The organism is Streptomyces sp. SCA2-17 (genome assembly GCF_044336695.1).
The window spans coordinates 599,288-615,845 of sequence record NZ_CP117521.1; the positions used below are offsets into that span (position 1 = coordinate 599,288).

At 66.5% G+C, this 16,558-nt stretch carries 10 protein-coding genes and 3 rRNA genes; all 13 read right to left on the bottom strand.

The annotated features are described in order from the left end of the window. Positions 1-20: 20 nt before the first annotated feature. The gene (locus tag PS271_RS02605; protein WP_398379717.1) at positions 21-1,817 is read right to left on the bottom strand and encodes a DNA polymerase IV; all 1,797 of its coding nucleotides are present in this window, start codon (positions 1,815-1,817) and stop codon (positions 21-23) included. Between the two features lie 67 nt (positions 1,818-1,884). Beyond that, positions 1,885-2,502 carry a MerR family transcriptional regulator gene (locus PS271_RS02610; RefSeq protein WP_398379719.1) on the bottom strand — a complete coding sequence of 206 codons (618 nt, stop codon included), beginning with the start codon at positions 2,500-2,502 and terminating at the stop codon, positions 1,885-1,887. A 205-nt stretch (positions 2,503-2,707) separates the two neighbouring features. After that, positions 2,708-3,181 (bottom strand): bifunctional nuclease family protein, encoded by a 474-nt coding sequence (locus tag PS271_RS02615; RefSeq protein ID WP_030364453.1) that lies wholly within the window; start codon positions 3,179-3,181, stop codon positions 2,708-2,710. A 52-nt stretch (positions 3,182-3,233) separates the two neighbouring features. After that, complete coding sequence (gene ftsR / locus PS271_RS02620) at positions 3,234-4,046, bottom strand: transcriptional regulator FtsR (protein WP_398379721.1); 813 nt, start codon at positions 4,044-4,046, stop codon at positions 3,234-3,236. Between the two features lie 41 nt (positions 4,047-4,087). Further along, positions 4,088-4,951, bottom strand: a complete 864-nt coding sequence (locus PS271_RS02625) for an FHA domain-containing protein (protein ID WP_120758424.1) — start codon at positions 4,949-4,951, stop codon at positions 4,088-4,090. A 106-nt stretch (positions 4,952-5,057) separates the two neighbouring features. Further along, entirely contained in the window at positions 5,058-6,152 is a 1,095-nt protein-coding gene (locus PS271_RS02630; protein ID WP_398379724.1) for a DUF881 domain-containing protein, read from the bottom strand. A gap of 5 nt (positions 6,153-6,157) precedes the next feature. Then, positions 6,158-6,490 (bottom strand): small basic family protein, encoded by a 333-nt coding sequence (locus PS271_RS02635; RefSeq protein ID WP_030364457.1) that lies wholly within the window; start codon positions 6,488-6,490, stop codon positions 6,158-6,160. After that, the gene (locus PS271_RS02640; RefSeq protein ID WP_398379726.1) at positions 6,487-7,407 is read right to left on the bottom strand and encodes a DUF881 domain-containing protein; all 921 of its coding nucleotides are present in this window, start codon (positions 7,405-7,407) and stop codon (positions 6,487-6,489) included. The genes PS271_RS02635 and PS271_RS02640 overlap by 4 nt, the downstream gene beginning before the upstream one ends. Positions 7,408-7,538: 131 nt before the next feature. Further along, entirely contained in the window at positions 7,539-10,034 is a 2,496-nt protein-coding gene (locus PS271_RS02645) for a sugar phosphate nucleotidyltransferase (protein ID WP_398379728.1), read from the bottom strand. A 100-nt stretch (positions 10,035-10,134) separates the two neighbouring features. Beyond that, on the bottom strand, positions 10,135-10,725 hold the full coding sequence (gene clsA, locus PS271_RS02650; protein ID WP_194962552.1) for a cardiolipin synthase ClsA: 591 nt from the start codon (positions 10,723-10,725) through the stop codon (positions 10,135-10,137). A 200-nt stretch (positions 10,726-10,925) separates the two neighbouring features. Continuing rightward, positions 10,926-11,042: ribosomal RNA gene (gene rrf, locus PS271_RS02655) — 5S ribosomal RNA — on the bottom strand. A 76-nt stretch (positions 11,043-11,118) separates the two neighbouring features. Beyond that, positions 11,119-14,239 (bottom strand): 23S ribosomal RNA (locus PS271_RS02660). 277 nt (positions 14,240-14,516) lie between these two features. Continuing rightward, positions 14,517-16,040: ribosomal RNA gene (locus PS271_RS02665) — 16S ribosomal RNA — on the bottom strand. Together the 16S, 23S and 5S rRNA genes form the textbook arrangement of a ribosomal RNA operon. Positions 16,041-16,558 lie beyond the last annotated feature (518 nt).

The window sequence follows — 16,558 nt, forward strand, 5'->3', positions numbered from 1 at the left end:
AACCCGGGCCCCAGGCCGTCTCAACCTCCCGAGCCGCCCCGGCCCCCCGAAACGGGACCGGCTGCACACTCCGGCCCGGGCACGGACGAGGGACCGGCTCCCGCCCCGGGCCAGACTCCCCCCGAGCCACCTCGATCCCCAGAAACCGGCCCGGTCACGGACCCGGGGCCGGCTCCCGGTACGGGGCAGGCTTCGGCTTCTGGGCCGGCCTCGGCGCCCGCTTCGGCATGCGGACTCGGATCAGCTCCGCTTGCCGGATTCCGTACGGCTCCGGAGCCCGGGCCCGGGCCCGAGCCGGTCGCGGGTTCCGGGGCTCCTTCCGGGCCCGGGCCAAGCCCGGACGCCGGACCGGCTTCCGGGGCGGGGTCCGGCTCCGGGACCGGAGCGGCTCCGGCGCCCCCGGCCGGGGTCTCATCGGGACCCGGCGCCGCCTGAGCCGCGTCCGTGCCCGCATCCCCGCCCGGCAGGGCACCCCGTACGAGAGGGAGCGGCTCCCCCGGCTCCAGGTCCGGGTCGTCGACCGGGAAGGTCCGTACCCGGCCCGGCTCCGACCAGGGCGTTTCGAAGCGGACCGTCACCCGGCCGACCCCGCTGCCCTGCACCCACCCCGCCCCGTACTCGGCATGCCGCACGTCCAGGCCCGGGAGCCAGCGCCGCGGCCTGACCACCGCGGCCGCGTCCTCCTGAGCCTCTTCGACGGCCCGCGACGCCTCCGCCGCCGCGGCAGCCGCGCCCGCCGCCTCGCTCGCGGCCTGCGCGAACAGGTCCTCCTGCGTGTAGTCGGCGAGGCCGCTGACGCCGACGCCGAGCAGCCGGACACCGGTCGTGGTGTCGACGCCGTCGAGCAGCCGGGCCGCCGCCTCCCGGACCACCGCGGGGTCGTCCGTCGGGCCGCGCAGGGTCTCGGAGCGGGTCAGCGTGGAGAAGTCGTAGCTGCGCACCTTGATCACGACGGTGCGCCCGGACCGGCCGGCCGCGCGCAGCCGCTGGACGCAGCGGTCGGCGAGCCGCGCGATCTCCAGCTGCACCCGCGTCCGGTCGGTCAGGTCCTCCTCGAAGGTGTCCTCCACGGAGACGGACTTGGCATCCCGCTCGGCGACGACGGGGCGGTCGTCATGGCCGGTGGCCATGGCGTACAACCCCGCGCCGTGGGCCTTGCCCAGGAGCCGCACCAGCTCCGCCTCGCCCGCCTCCGCGGTCTCCGCGACGGTGGTGATGCCCGCCCGGCGCAGCGTCTCGGCGGTGGCGGGGCCGACGCCGGGGATGGCGCGCACGGACATGGGCCACAGCCGCTCCAGCTCGGTGCCCGGCTCTATGAGCAGCAGCCCGTCGGGCTTGGCCTCCTCGGAGGCGATCTTCGCGAGCATCTTGGAGGCGGCGAGCCCGACCGACCCGCTCAGCCCCGTCGCCGTACGGATGTCATGGCGCAGGCGCTCACCGACGGCCCGGACGGCCGCCGGAGTGGGCTCGACGCCGCCGGCCTCCAGATCCACGAACGCCTCGTCGAGGCTGAGCGGCTCCACCAGCGGCGACAGCGCGCGCAGCAGGCCCATGACGACCTCGCTGATGTCCCGGTAGAGCGAGAACCGCGGGGTGAGGTAGGCGGCATTGGGGCACAGCCTGCGGGCCTGCGCCGTGGCCATCGCGGAGCGGACGCCGAAGACCCGCGCCTCGTACGACGCGGTGGCCACCACGCCGCGCGGCCCGATCCCGCCCACGACCACGGGTTTCCCGCGCAGGCTGGGCTTGGCCGCCTGCTCGGCCGAAGCGTAGAAAGCATCCATGTCGAGATGCAGGATGGTCGGCGCGCCTCTCACGACACCGATGCTCCCTCACACCACTGACAATCGCACTCACGTGCGACGCGAGCGGCGGGGCCGCAGGTCAGCCGACGCGGTTGCGGCGGCGCGCCAGCTCGTCCGCGGGATTGGGGCGGACGAGCGTCTCTCCGGTGTCCACACGCTCGCCGTGCAGCTGGGACAGCGCGCTCTCGACGTCGCGCCAGACGACGCCCACGGCGATCCCGAAGACGCCCTGCCCGCCCTGGAGGAGATCGACGACCTCGTCGGGCGAGGTGCACTCGTAGACCGTCGCGCCGTCGCTCATGAGCGTCATCCGCGGCAGGTCGGCCGCGCCGCGCGAGCGCAGGTGCTGGACGGCCGTGCGGATGTTCTGCAGCGAGACCCCCGTGTCCAGGAGCCGCTTCACGATCTTGAGGACGACCACGTCCCGGAAGCTGTAGAGCCGCTGGTTGCCCGAGCCGTGCGCGGGCCGCACGCTCGGCTCGACCAGGCCCGTGCGCGCCCAGTAGTCGAGCTGGCGGTAGGTGATGCCGGCCGCGGCGCACGCCGTCGGCCCTCGATAGCCGATGAGATCGGCCTCCGGCCCGCGCGGGGCGGTGACCGCCGCTGCCGGGCTCGCATGACGGGGGGCCTGTTCGACCGCTCCCCCGAACAGCGGATACGGACTGCCGACCGCCGTCCCGTCGCCCATGCTTCTCACGCCGACCTCCGTCCTTGACCTGCCCTCCCGACGGTAGGCAGTCACCAGGGGTGCGTCAACGATCGCCACACTCGGCACGCCGAGTGATAATCACCCAGAGAGTGGTTTTGCGTGCCCCTGCGCCGGGAATGGCTAATCGAATGCGCCGCGGCGGAGCGCCGCGAGCCGCTCCGGCCGGGTCACCGGCCACCGGCGCCGGGCCGGCTCACTGGCTGCTGCTGCCGAAGTCTTCCGGCGAGATCTGGTCGAGGAACTCGCGGAACTTCTCGACCTCGTCCTCCTGCTCGTCCGGGATCGCGATCCCGGCGTCGTCCAGCACACCGTCGCTGCCGTAGATCGGCGTGCCGGTGCGCAGCGCCAGCGCTATGGCGTCGGACGGCCGGGCGCTGACCTCCACGCCGCTGGCGAAGACGAGCTCCGCGTAGAACACACCCTCGCGCAGGTCCGTGATGCGGACCTCCGTGAGCTGCTGGCCGACCGCTTCCAGCACGTCCTTGAAAAGGTCGTGGGTCAGCGGGCGGGCCGGAGCCATGCCCTGCTGGGCAAAGGCAATGGCCGTCGCCTCTCCCGGTCCGATCCAGATCGGGAGGTAGCGGTCGCCTCCCACTTCACGCAGGAGCACGATCGGCTGGTTGGAGGGCATTTCCACCCGGACACCCACGACATCGAGCTCGTTCACACAGCAACCCTAGGACGTGCCCGGCAGGTTTGGGTAGTCGGGCACTGGCCGCTCAGTGCGAGCCCGCGTGCAGGGCGGCCTGCACGAGCGCCGCGTGCAGGCGCACGGACAGCGTGGCCAGCTCGCGCGTGGTGGCCTCGGCATGCGCCCTGGTCTGCGGATTGCGGTGCCGCCGCAGGGGTGCGACCACCTGTTCGACCAGGCCGGCCTGGCGGTCCGCGGCGGCCTTCATGACGCGCAGGTGGCGCGGCTCCAGGCCGAAACGGCCCAGGTCGGCCACGAGGCGCGCGACAGCCACCGCATCCGCGTCGAATCCGCCGTCCGGGTGGGGGGCGACCAGACCGTACGACTCCCACTCCGCCAGGTCACCCTCCGTGACACCGGTGGCACTCAGAAGTTCTTCCCGGCCGAGCCGCGGGGGCGGGGCGGACGCGCCCGGCTCCACGCCGTCGGCATCGGTGGCATCGCCAACGGCACCGGCGGCGCCGGGCGGCCCGCCGATCCGGCCGTCGGCGGCCACGAGCGCGGCGTCACGCGGCTTCGCGGGCGCGGGCAACTGCGGCGTCTCGCCCCGGGCCCGGGCCTCCAGGTGCTCCTTGATGACCCGCAGAGGGAGATAGTGATCGCGCTGCATGCGCAGCACGCGACCGAGCCGCTCCACGTCCTCCGTGCTGAACTTGCGGTATCCGGACGGCGTGCGCTGCGGCTCCACCAGGCCCTCCGCCTCCAGGAAACGAATCTTGGAGATGGTGACCTCGGGGAACTCCTCGCGGAGCAGGTTGAGCACCGTGCCGATGCTCACCAGCCGTCCTTCCGCGCCGGCGGCACCGGGAGACCCGGCACCGCCCGACGGTGTTCGAAGCATGGCCCTTCCTTGGGGTCCCCCCGGACGTGGTCCGGGGAGGGTCAGATGCCCCGCTGGCTGCCGTAGAAGACCAGCCGGTACTTGCCGATCTGGACCTCGTCGCCACTGTTGAGCGACACCGAGTCGATCCGCTCGCGGTTGACGTACGTGCCGTTGAGGCTGCCGACGTCGGAAACGGTGAAGCTGCCGTCCTGGCCTCTGCGGAACTCCACGTGCCGGCGGGAGACCGTGACATCGTCCAGGAAGATGTCGCTCTGCGGGTGCCGGCCCGCCGTGGTGATCTCGCCGTCCAGCAGGAACCGGCTGCCGGAGTTCGGCCCGCGCCGGACCACCAGCAGGGCCGAGCCCAGCGGCAGCGCGTCGACGGCCGCCTGGGCCTCCGGGGAGAGCGACGGGATCGGCGTCTGGCCGGTGGTCTCGGAGTCGTACGCCTCGAGACCGGAGATGGAGATGGTCGAGGTCGTCTCCGAGGCGCGCTCGGCCACGGCACCCGGCCGCAGCGGGGCGCCGCAATTGGAGCAGAACCGGCTTCCCTCGCCGTTCCGGTGGCCGCACCTCGTACAAACCGGCAAGGCAGACCCTCCATGCGCGCTCGAGGTCGCTGGTGCCCCGAAACCTATGCGCCCGGTGGCAGCAGGGTCAACAGCCGACCCGCCCGGAATGTCTCCACCCGGGGCCGCCGTCTCGTCGCGGAACAGCGGCCGCTCTTCGCGCGCGCCCTCCTGGCCCTGACCGCCCTCACCGTGGCGCGACGCGCGGTGGCGGGCGCTGCCGCCGTCCTGGCGTGCGCTCTTGCCGAACAACTTCGCAAACAACTTCACGGGCGATTCCCCTTGACCGAAACAGACCCGCCCGTGGGGCAGGACAAACCCTCGATGCACACACCGTCCGACCCGGACATCCATACAACGTCCGTGGTCAACAGACAGTTTCCACCACGCACCCTCGACTTGGTGCGCCGACCCCCCGCAACCTCGTGGCCTCCCTCCGAAGCCGGCCCGGCCACCCGCCTCACTGCGATGACGACCGAGCGTAGTCAGGCCGCTTCGCCGGGCGCAAGGCGTCCACAACGATCTTCTCAGACCGCTGGACCGCCACGCCCGCCTGCTCCTTCTCCAGCGTCTGCACCACGCCACCAGGAATGTTGAGCGCGGGCTCCAGGTCCTGCGGCTTGCCGATCACCTTGAACCGGTAGGGCTGCGAGACCTTCTTGCCGTCGATCTCCACCCGGCCCGCCGCGCCCGAGAAGTACGTGTTGGCGGCCACGCGAACGTCGTTGATCTGGATCGCCTCGGCACCCGCGGCCCGCAGCTCCTGGATGGCGTCCAGCAGCTTGTCGGCCTCGACCAGACCCTTGGGGTCGCTCACCGTGAGCTCGATCCCCGGCCCCTGCGCCCCCACCGTGCCCGCGAGCACGCCCAGCTGCTGCTCCTTCTGCGCGGTCTGCTTGCGGGCCTCAGCGGCCTGGTTGGAGCTGCTCTCGAGCTCGGTGCGCTGGTTCTCCAGGCGCCGCTTCTCGTCCTCCAGCCGCTTGGTGCGGTTGTCGAGTTCGTCCAGGATCCGCACGAGATCCTCCTGCCGGGCGCCGCGCAGCGCGCTGTTGTCGCTGGTCGACCGGACCTGGATGGCCAGACCCAGCCCCAGGACGCACAGCAGCACCGCGACGGTGAGCTGGGCCCGCGTCAGCCGCGGCGGCCAGAGACTGTTCAGCAGGCGCTGACGGCCCGTCACGGGCGCGGCGGCGGGCGGAGGCGCGGGAGTGGGCTCGGGTACGGGGCCGGGAGCGGCGGCACCCTCCGACGCGGACGCGCCGTCAGGGGCGGGAACCGGCCCGGGCCCTACGGGTTTCTCCGGCTTCTCCGGTTTCTCCGGCCTGCGGCCCTTGCCACCCTTGCCGGTTTCACCGGACTCGGGCGGCCCCGCAGGCGTGCGGGGCCTTTCGGGCTCTTCGGCCCTACCGGCCTTCTCGGCCTTTTCATCCTTACCGGCCTTCTCGGCCTTACCAGACTTCGCGGCTTTCTTCGGCTCTTCGGCCGGCGTCCGCTCCCGCGCGGAATCCGGCTCCCCGGCCTGGTTCTCGTCGGGCGCGTTGCCGTCGCTGCTCATCGGCCTCACGCCCGGAAGACGTGCCGACGGATCGCGGCCGCGTTGGAGAAGATGCGGATGCCCAGGACGACCACGACACCGGTCGAGAGCTGGGCCCCGACCCCGAGCTTGTCGCCCAGGAAGACGATGAGCGCCGCCACGACCACGTTGGACAGGAAGGAGACGACGAACACCTTGTCGTCGAAGATCCCGTCCAGCATCGCCCGGAGGCCGCCGAACACCGCGTCGAGCGCCGCCACGACGGCGATGGGAAGGTAGGGCTCGACCACCGTCGGCACCACGGGACGGACGACAAGTCCGACCACGACTCCCACGACGAGGCCCAAAACGGCGATCACGATGTGCCCTTCCCTGTGTCGGTGGCGCGGCCGGCCGCGCCACCCTCCTGCGGCTGTGCGGTGCGTACGATCAGGCTCGGCGCGGCGGGCAGCCGGACCTCTCCCTGAGCGGAAATGCTGTAGCGGACCCCGTATTTCTGCTGCAGAGCACGCAGGTACAGCCCGTCGGCGCTGCGCTGGAAGGCGTCGGCGAACTTCTGCCCGTCACCGATCGCGAGCACCGTGTACGGCGGCACCAGCGGCCTGTTGTCCACCAGTATGGCGTCACCGGCGGCCCTGATCGCCGACAGCGCCGTCAGCCGCTGCCCGTTGACCGAGACAGCCTCGGCCCCGGACTGCCACAGGCCGTTGACGATCCGCTGCATGTCACGGTCGCGTACCCGGCCCGTGTCGGAGAAACCGCTGCTCTCACGCGGCCCGCCGCCACCGCCCTGCTTCGTCTGCTTGGCGTCGTCCACGACCAGCTTGACGCCGGGGCCCTGCACGGCGGTCGCGCCCGCGAGCAGCGCCACCAGGTCGGCCCTGTCCCCGCCGTGCTTCAGGACGTCACGCTGCTTGGTGCCGACGGCGTCCCGCAGGGTGTCGACGTTCTTCTGCAGCGTGTCGGCCGCCGAGGTCTCCCGTTCGATGCGGTCGATGAGCTGCTGGCGCTCCTTGGCCAGCGTCGGCGCCGATATCTGCGCCTGCGCGGCCCCCAGCGTCACCACCACCGCGGCCAGCAGCAGGGCGGCCGCGAGACCCAGCTTGGCCCGCAGCGGGCTCGGCAGCCTGCTGCCGTCCTCCGTCCCGCGCCGGGCCGCCGCCTCGGCGTAGCCGTCGTCGAGGCTGTGGTCCATCACATTGGTCAGCAGCGACATGGAGGCGTCGGGGCGCGGCGGCGCCGGGGGCGTGCTCCGATCGGGGGGCTGCTGCGACATGCCGCACATCGTCGCACGTCGGGGGCGCCGTCTCCCAATGGCCCCACCGGCGCGCCGGACGCAGGATCACTCCGGCACCGGTCCGGCCCCAAGGAGACGACGCCCGCCGGGTCCTGACCCGGCGTCCGCGGTCAGCGCCCGGCGCCGTCCACGACCGCCGACCACTCGTCGAGCAGGGCCTGCGCCGAGGCGTCGTCGGGCCCCTCGGCCCACAGGTGCGTCACCGCCTCGGCCGGGTCCGGCAGCACCATGACCCAGCGCCCGTCGGCCTCCACGACCCGCACCCCGTCGGTCGTGTCCACGTGCCGGTCCCCGGCCGCCTCGACCACGGACCGCATCACGAGCCCCTTCACGGCCCACGGCGTCGGCAGGTCGCGACGCAGCACGTGGGCGCGGGGGATGCGGGCGTCTATCTGGCTGAGCGTGAGCTGAGTGCGCGCCACCAGGCCGATGAGCCGGACGAACGCGGCCGTCCCGTCGAAGACGCTGGTGGACTCGGGGACGATGAAGCCGCCGCGCCCGTCCCCACCGAAGATCGTGGTGTCCGCGCGGCCGACCCTGGTCAGGTCGTCGGGCGAGGTCGTGGTCCACTCCACCTGGGTCCCGTGGTACGCCGCCACCTGCTCGGCGATGCGGGTGGTGGTCACCGGCAGGGCGACCTTGCCGCTGCGCCGCTCGGCGGCAACCAGGTCGAGCAGGACGAGCAGGGCCCGGTCGTCCTCCACGATCCGGCCGCGCTCGTCGACCAGCGAGATCCGCTCGCCCACCGGGTCGAAGCGGACGCCGAAGGCGGCCCGGGCCGACGCCACGATCTCCCCGAGCCGCACCAGGCCGGAGCGCCGGTCGTCCGCGGTCTCGGTGGGCCGGGACTCGTCGAGCCCCGGGTTGATGGTGAACGCCTCCACCCCGAGCCGGCCGAGCAGGCTGGGCAGGACGAGGCCGGCGCTGCCGTGCGCCGCGTCCACCACGACCTTCAGCCCGGCCTCGGCGACGCCGCTGGTGTCCACGGACCGCAGCAGCGAACCCGCGTACGAGTCGTAGACGCTGGAGGGGAAGGAGAGGTCGCCGATCTCCCCGGGGAAGGCCCGGCGGTACTCCTGGCGGGCGTAGACCCGGTCGAGTTTGCGCTGCCCGGCCTGCGAGAGGTCGGCGCCGCGCTCGTCGAAGAACATGATGTCGACGGAGTCCGGCACGCCCGGCGTCGTACGGATCATGATGCCGCCGGCGCTGCCGCGGGCCGTCTGCTGGCGGGCCACCGGCAGCGGGACGTTCTCCAGGTCCCGTACGTCTATGGCGCTGGCTTGCAGCGCGGAGATCACCGCGCGCTTGAGCGCCCGCGCACCGCGGGAGTGGTCACGCGCCGTGGTGACGGTGGAGCCCTTCTTGAGCGTCGTGGCGTACGCGCCGGCGAGCCGCACCGCGAGCTCGGGCGTGATCTCCACGTTGAGGATGCCGGACACGCCGCGCGCGCCGAAGAGGTGGGCCTGGCCGCGGGACTCCCAGATCACCGAGGTGTTGACGAACGCGCCGGCCTCGATGGTCTTGAACGGGTAGACGCGGACGTTGCCCTGAATAATCGATTCCTCACCGACCAGGCACTCGTCGCCGATGACGGCGCCGTCCTCGATGCGGGAGGCGCGCATGATGTCGGTGTTCTTGCCGATGACGCAGCCGCGGAGGTTGCTCTGCTGGCCGATGTAGACGTTGTCGTGGACGACGGCCTTGTGCAAAAAGGCTCCGCTTTTGACGACGACGTTGGAGCCGACGACGGTGTGCTCGCGGATCTCGGCGCCGGCTTCGACCTTGGCGTAGTCGCCGATGTAGAGCGGCCCGCGGAGCGTGGCGTCGGAGTGGACCTCGGCCCCTTCGGCGACCCACACACCGGGCGAGATCTCGAATCCGTCTATGTCGACGTCGACTCTGCCTTCGAGCACGTCGGCCTGGGCCTTGACGTAGCTCTCGTGGGTGCCGACGTCCTCCCAGTAGCCCTCGGCGATATAGCCGTAGACAGGCTTGCCTTCCTTCATCAGCTGGGGGAAGACATCACCGGACCAGTCGACGGGGACATCGGCCTGGACATAGTCGAAGACTTCGGGCTCCATGACGTAGATGCCCGTGTTCACGGTGTCGGAGAAGACCTGGCCCCAGGTGGGCTTCTCGAGGAAGCGGTCGACCTTGCCGCTCTCGTCGACGATGGTGATGCCGAATTCCAGGGGGTTGGGAACGCGGGTGAGGCAGACGGTGACGAGGGCGCCCTTCTCCTTGTGGAAACGGATCAGGTCGGTCAGGTCGAAATCGGTGAGGGCGTCTCCGGAGATCACCAGGAAGGCGTCGTCCTTGAGCGCCTCCTCGGCGTTCTTGACGCTCCCCGCGGTGCCGAGTGGCTTTTCCTCGTTGGCATAGGTGAGCTCCATGCCCAGCTCCTCGCCGTCCCCGAAGTAGTTCTTGACGAGGGAGGCGAGGAACTGCACCGTCACTACGGTCTCGGTGAGTCCGTGCCGCTTGAGCAGTCGCAGCACATGCTCCATGATCGGCCGGTTGGCGACCGGCAGGAGCGGCTTGGGCATGCTCGAGGTCATGGGGCGAAGGCGGGTGCCTTCACCACCGGCCATCACGACGGCCTTCATGTCGGAAACGTCCTCCTTGCGAGACGACGGTCATGCCGAACTACGGTCATGCCGACTTCACGCCCGGGACGGCCGGAGTTGGCCGGGGTCTGCGGCGGGCTCAGTCGGCCGTGGCGTCCGCCTTGACCAAGCGGCGGACCTGGACCACATAGAGGATCCCTGCCCACCAATAGAGGGTTGTACCCCATCCGGCGAACGCCCATCCGAAAATCGCGGCAAGTGACGGCAACCAGCCGTGTCCGTCACTGAGAAGCAGCAACGGGAACGCGTACATCAGGTTGAACGTCGCGGCCTTGCCGAGGAAGTTCACCTGCGGCGGCGGATAGCCGTGGCGCCTCAGGATCCACACCATGACCAGCAGCATCGCCTCGCGGGCGAGCAGGGCGAGGGTCAGCCAGAGCGGAAGGATCTCACGCCATGTCAGGCCGACGAGGGTGGAAAGGATGTAGAGCCGGTCGGCGGCCGGATCGAGCAGCCGGCCGAGGCTGCTGATCTGGTTCCAGCGGCGGGCGAGCTTTCCGTCGAGGTAGTCACTGACGCCGCTGAGGGCCAGGACGAGGAGCGCCCATCCGTCGTGCTTCTGGAGAATCAGCCACAGGAAGAGCGGGACGCCGACCAGGCGCGCCATGCTGAGGATGTTCGGGATGGTGAGGACGCGGTCGGTCTGGACTCGCGTCTCCTGGACCTCCACCCGGGGGCCTCCTGTGGGAAATATGCGAACGATACCCCCTGACCTTACCCTCCGGTGCGGGGCGGGTGCGGCGAGGGGCGGGGCGGAGCCGGGGAAGCCGGGAAATATCCTGGATAAATGCCCTGAAGAAACGCCCCAGGAAACGCGAAAAAGCCCTGGCAGGAACTCTAAGGTTCCCACCAGGGCTTTCTCTAAAAATTGTTCGGCGGCGTCCTACTCTCCCACACGGTCCCCCATGCAGTACCATCGGCGCTGAAAGGCTTAGCTTCCGGGTTCGGAATGTAACCGGGCGTTTCCCTAACGCTATGACCACCGAAACACTATGAAATTGAACTCCAGCCGGATATTGGCGAGTTCGTTACTTCAGAACTAACACAGTGGACGCGAGCAACTGAGGACAAGCCCTCGGCCTATTAGTACCAGTCAGCTCCAACCGTTACCGGTCTTCCACACCTGGCCTATCAACCCAGTCGTCTACTGGGAGCCTTACCCCATCAAGTGGGTGGGAGTCCTCATCTCGAAGCAGGCTTCCCGCTTAGATGCTTTCAGCGGTTATCCCTCCCGAACGTAGCCAACCAGCCATGCCCTTGGCAGGACAACTGGCACACCAGAGGTTCGTCCGTCCCGGTCCTCTCGTACTAGGGACAGCCCTTCTCAAGACTCCTACGCGCACAGCGGATAGGGACCGAACTGTCTCACGACGTTCTAAACCCAGCTCGCGTACCGCTTTAATGGGCGAACAGCCCAACCCTTGGGACCGACTCCAGCCCCAGGATGCGACGAGCCGACATCGAGGTGCCAAACCATCCCGTCGATATGGACTCTTGGGGAAGATCAGCCTGTTATCCCCGGGGTACCTTTTATCCGTTGAGCGACGGCGCTTCCACAAGCCACCGCCGGATCACTAGTCCCGACTTTCGTCCCTGCTCGACCCGTCGGTCTCACAGTCAAGCTCCCTTGTGCACTTACACTCAACACCTGATTGCCAACCAGGCTGAGGGAACCTTTGGGCGCCTCCGTTACTCTTTAGGAGGCAACCGCCCCAGTTAAACTACCCACCAGACACTGTCCCTGATCCGGATCACGGACCCAGGTTAGACATCCAGCACGACCAGAGTGGTATTTCAACGACGACTCCACCATGGCTGGCGCCATGACTTCACAGTCTCCCACCTATCCTACACAAGCCGAACCGAACACCAATATCAAGCTATAGTAAAGGTCCCGGGGTCTTTCCGTCCTGCTGCGCGAAACGAGCATCTTTACTCGTAGTGCAATTTCACCGGGCCTATGGTTGAGACAGTCGAGAAGTCGTTACGCCATTCGTGCAGGTCGGAACTTACCCGACAAGGAATTTCGCTACCTTAGGATGGTTATAGTTACCACCGCCGTTTACTGGCGCTTAAGTTCTCAGCTTCGCCTGAACGAATCCAAGCTAACCGGTCCCCTTAACGTTCCAGCACCGGGCAGGCGTCAGTCCGTATACATCGCCTTACGGCTTCGCACGGACCTGTGTTTTTAGTAAACAGTCGCTTCTCGCTGGTCTCTGCGGCCACCCCCAGCTCAGAGTGCAAGACTCATCACCGGTTGTGGCCCCCCTTCTCCCGAAGTTACGGGGGCATTTTGCCGAGTTCCTTAACCATAGTTCACCCGAACGCCTCGGTATTCTCTACCTGACCACCTGAGTCGGTTTAGGGTACGGGCCGCCATGAAACTCGCTAGAGGCTTTTCTCGACAGCATAGGATCATCCACTTCACCACAATCGGCTCGGCATCAGGTCTCAGGCTTCATGCTGTCCGGATTTGCCTAGACAGCGCCCTACACCCTTACCCCGGGACTACCACCGCCCGGGCTGGACTACCTTCCTGCGTCACCCCATCGCTTACCTACTACAAGTCTGGGTCGTCGGCTCCACCACTTTCCTTCACCCGAAGGATCCAGAACGGCTTCACGGACTTAGCATCGCCTGATTCGATATTGGGCGTTTCAAAGCGGGTACCGGAATATCAACCGGTTGTCCATCGACTACGCCTGTCGGCCTCGCCTTAGGTCCCGACTTACCCTGGGCAGATCAGCTTGACCCAGGAACCCTTAGTCAATCGGCGCACACGTTTCCCACGTGTGTATCGCTACTCATGCCTGCATTCTCACTCGTGAACCGTCCACAACTCGCTTCCGCGGCTGCTTCACCCGGCACACGACGCTCCCCTACCCATCACAGCGGGCGTTGGCCCTCATGCTGCAATGACACGACTTCGGCGGTACGCTTGAGCCCCGCTACATTGTCGGCGCGGAATCACTTGACCAGTGAGCTATTACGCACTCTTTCAAGGGTGGCTGCTTCTAAGCCAACCTCCTGGTTGTCTCTGCGACTCCACATCCTTTCCCACTTAGCGTACGCTTAGGGGCCTTAGTCGATGCTCTGGGCTGTTTCCCTCTCGACCATGGAGCTTATCCCCCACAGTCTCACTGCCGCGCTCTCACTTACCGGCATTCGGAGTTTGGCTAAGGTCAGTAACCCGGTAGGGCCCATCGCCTATCCAGTGCTCTACCTCCGGCAAGAAACACACGACGCTGCACCTAAATGCATTTCGGGGAGAACCAGCTATCACGGAGTTTGATTGGCCTTTCACCCCTAACCACAGGTCATCCCCCAGGTTTTCAACCCTGGTGGGTTCGGTCCTCCACGAAGTCTTACCTCCGCTTCAACCTGCCCATGGCTAGATCACTCCGCTTCGGGTCTTGGGCGCGCTACTCAATCGCCCTATTCGGACTCGCTTTCGCTACGGCTTCCCCACACGGGTTAACCTCGCAACACACCGCAAACTCGCAGGCTCATTCTTCAAAAGGCACGCAGTCACGACTTGCAAGCAAGCTTGCAAGCGACGCTCCTACGGCTTGTAGGCACACGGTTTCAGGTACTATTTCACTCCGCTCCCGCGGTACTTTTCACCATTCCCTCACGGTACTATCCGCTATCGGTCACCAGGGAATATTTAGGCTTAACGGGTGGTCCCGCCAGATTCACACGGGATTTCTCGGGCCCCGTGCTACTTGGGTGTCTCTTAAACGAGCCGTTGATGTTTCAGCTACGGGGGTCTTACCCTCTACGCCGGACCTTTCGCATGTCCTTCGCCTACACCAACGGTTTCTGACTCGTCTCACAGCCGGCAGACTATGAAAAAGAGATCCCACAACCCCGCATGCGCAACCCCTGCCGGGTATCACACACATACGGTTTGGCCTCATCCGGTTTCGCTCGCCACTACTCCCGGAATCACGGTTGTTTTCTCTTCCTGCGGGTACTGAGATGTTTCACTTCCCCGCGTTCCCTCCACACTGCCTATGTGTTCAGCAGCGGGTGACAGCCCATGACGACTGCCGGGTTTCCCCATTCGGACACCCCCGGATCAAAGCTCGGTTGACAGCTCCCCGGGGCCTATCGCGGCCTCCCACGTCCTTCATCGGTTCCTGGTGCCAAGGCATCCACCGTGCGCCCTTAAAAACTTGGCCACAGATGCTCGCGTCCACTGTGCAGTTCTCAAGCAACGACCAGCCACCCATCACCCCGACACCTACATGCCGAGTTCACTGGGGCCGGCGTCAAGAAGGACGAGCAACGCTCGTACCCTCAGACACCCAACAGCGTGCCCGGCCCAGCCACTCACTCTCTGTGTTCCACGCCGAAGCAGTACTAACAGGGAGATCCTGAACTGTGCCGAATAGTCAACGTTCCACCCATGAGCAACCGTGCAAGTCATTCGCTTGCAGTCGGCTATATGCTCCTTAGAAAGGAGGTGATCCAGCCGCACCTTCCGGTACGGCTACCTTGTTACGACTTCGTCCCAATCGCCAGTCCCACCTTCGACGGCTCCCTCCACAAGGGTTGGGCCACCGGCTTCGGGTGTTACCGACTTTCGTGACGTGACGGGCGGTGTGTACAAGGCCCGGGAACGTATTCACCGCAGCAATGCTGATCTGCGATTACTAGCAACTCCAACTTCATGGGGTCGAGTTGCAGACCCCAATCCGAACTGAGACCGGCTTTTTGAGATTCGCTCCACCTCACGGTATCGCAGCTCATTGTACCGGCCATTGTAGCACGTGTGCAGCCCAAGACATAAGGGGCATGATGACTTGACGTCGTCCCCACCTTCCTCCGAGTTGACCCCGGCAGTCTCCTGTGAGTCCCCATCACCCCGAAGGGCATGCTGGCAACACAGGACAAGGGTTGCGCTCGTTGCGGGACTTAACCCAACATCTCACGACACGAGCTGACGACAGCCATGCACCACCTGTACACCGACCACAAGGGGGCGACCATCTCTGGCCGTTTCCGGTGTATGTCAAGCCTTGGTAAGGTTCTTCGCGTTGCGTCGAATTAAGCCACATGCTCCGCTGCTTGTGCGGGCCCCCGTCAATTCCTTTGAGTTTTAGCCTTGCGGCCGTACTCCCCAGGCGGGGAACTTAATGCGTTAGCTGCGGCACGGACGACGTGGAATGTCGCCCACACCTAGTTCCCAACGTTTACGGCGTGGACTACCAGGGTATCTAATCCTGTTCGCTCCCCACGCTTTCGCTCCTCAGCGTCAGTATCGGCCCAGAGATCCGCCTTCGCCACCGGTGTTCCTCCTGATATCTGCGCATTTCACCGCTACACCAGGAATTCCGATCTCCCCTACCGAACTCTAGCCTGCCCGTATCGAATGCAGACCCGGGGTTAAGCCCCGGGCTTTCACATCCGACGTGACAAGCCGCCTACGAGCTCTTTACGCCCAATAATTCCGGACAACGCTTGCGCCCTACGTATTACCGCGGCTGCTGGCACGTAGTTAGCCGGCGCTTCTTCTGCAGGTACCGTCACTTTCGCTTCTTCCCTGCTGAAAGAGGTTTACAACCCGAAGGCCGTCATCCCTCACGCGGCGTCGCTGCATCAGGCTTTCGCCCATTGTGCAATATTCCCCACTGCTGCCTCCCGTAGGAGTCTGGGCCGTGTCTCAGTCCCAGTGTGGCCGGTCGCCCTCTCAGGCCGGCTACCCGTCGTCGCCTTGGTAGGCCATCACCCCACCAACAAGCTGATAGGCCGCGGGCTCATCCTGCACCGCCGGAGCTTTCCACCTTTGAAGATGCCTTCAAAGGTCATATCCGGTATTAGACCCCGTTTCCAGGGCTTGTCCCAGAGTGCAGGGCAGATTGCCCACGTGTTACTCACCCGTTCGCCACTAATCCACCCCGAAGGGTTTCATCGTTCGACTTGCATGTGTTAAGCACGCCGCCAGCGTTCGTCCTGAGCCAGGATCAAACTCTCCGTGAATGTTTACCCGTAATCGGGTCATACACCACGAGAGCGGAACAACCAGGAGGAATAGTCCCGGTCGTTCACAGCGTCCTCGCTGTGTGCCTTCCTCTAGAGGAAGAACTTTTCAAAGGAACCGCGTCCCGATCAAAGATGACCGGAGACGGGGTATTTTATAGTCTGGCGTTGACTTTTGGCACGCTGTTGAGTTCTCAAGGAACGGACGCTTCCTTTGTACTCACCCTCTCGGGCTTTCCTCCGGGCGCTTCCCTTCTGTGCTTCACACTCTATCAGGAGTTTTTCCGCTCTCTTACCGCTCTGTTTTCCGCCTGTACACCCAGAAGGCATACGGACACACAGCAGCAGAACCAAGATTGGATCACTTCTGATGGGGTGCTGCCCCCACCTCGCCGGCAGTTGACTGCGGGCCTCGGTCGTGGGCAGGGATCTGACAGTACATGCCCTCCTCACCCGAGGCAAATCGATTACGCACCGCACACGGCGGGGCCCTCTTCACTCGTGCGGAATCCTCAGTT

Coding starts and splice junctions, on each gene's coding strand:
- ftsR (WP_398379721.1), bottom strand. CDS start 4,046: ATGCTTCGAACACCGTCGGGCGGTGCCGGGTCTCCCGGTGCCGCCGGC.
- PS271_RS02625 (WP_120758424.1), bottom strand. CDS start 4,951: ATGGATGTCCGGGTCGGACGGTGTGTGCATCGAGGGTTTGTCCTGCCC.
- PS271_RS02630 (WP_398379724.1), bottom strand. CDS start 6,152: ATGAGCAGCGACGGCAACGCGCCCGACGAGAACCAGGCCGGGGAGCCG.
- PS271_RS02640 (WP_398379726.1), bottom strand. CDS start 7,407: ATGTCGCAGCAGCCCCCCGATCGGAGCACGCCCCCGGCGCCGCCGCGC.
- PS271_RS02645 (WP_398379728.1), bottom strand. CDS start 10,034: ATGAAGGCCGTCGTGATGGCCGGTGGTGAAGGCACCCGCCTTCGCCCC.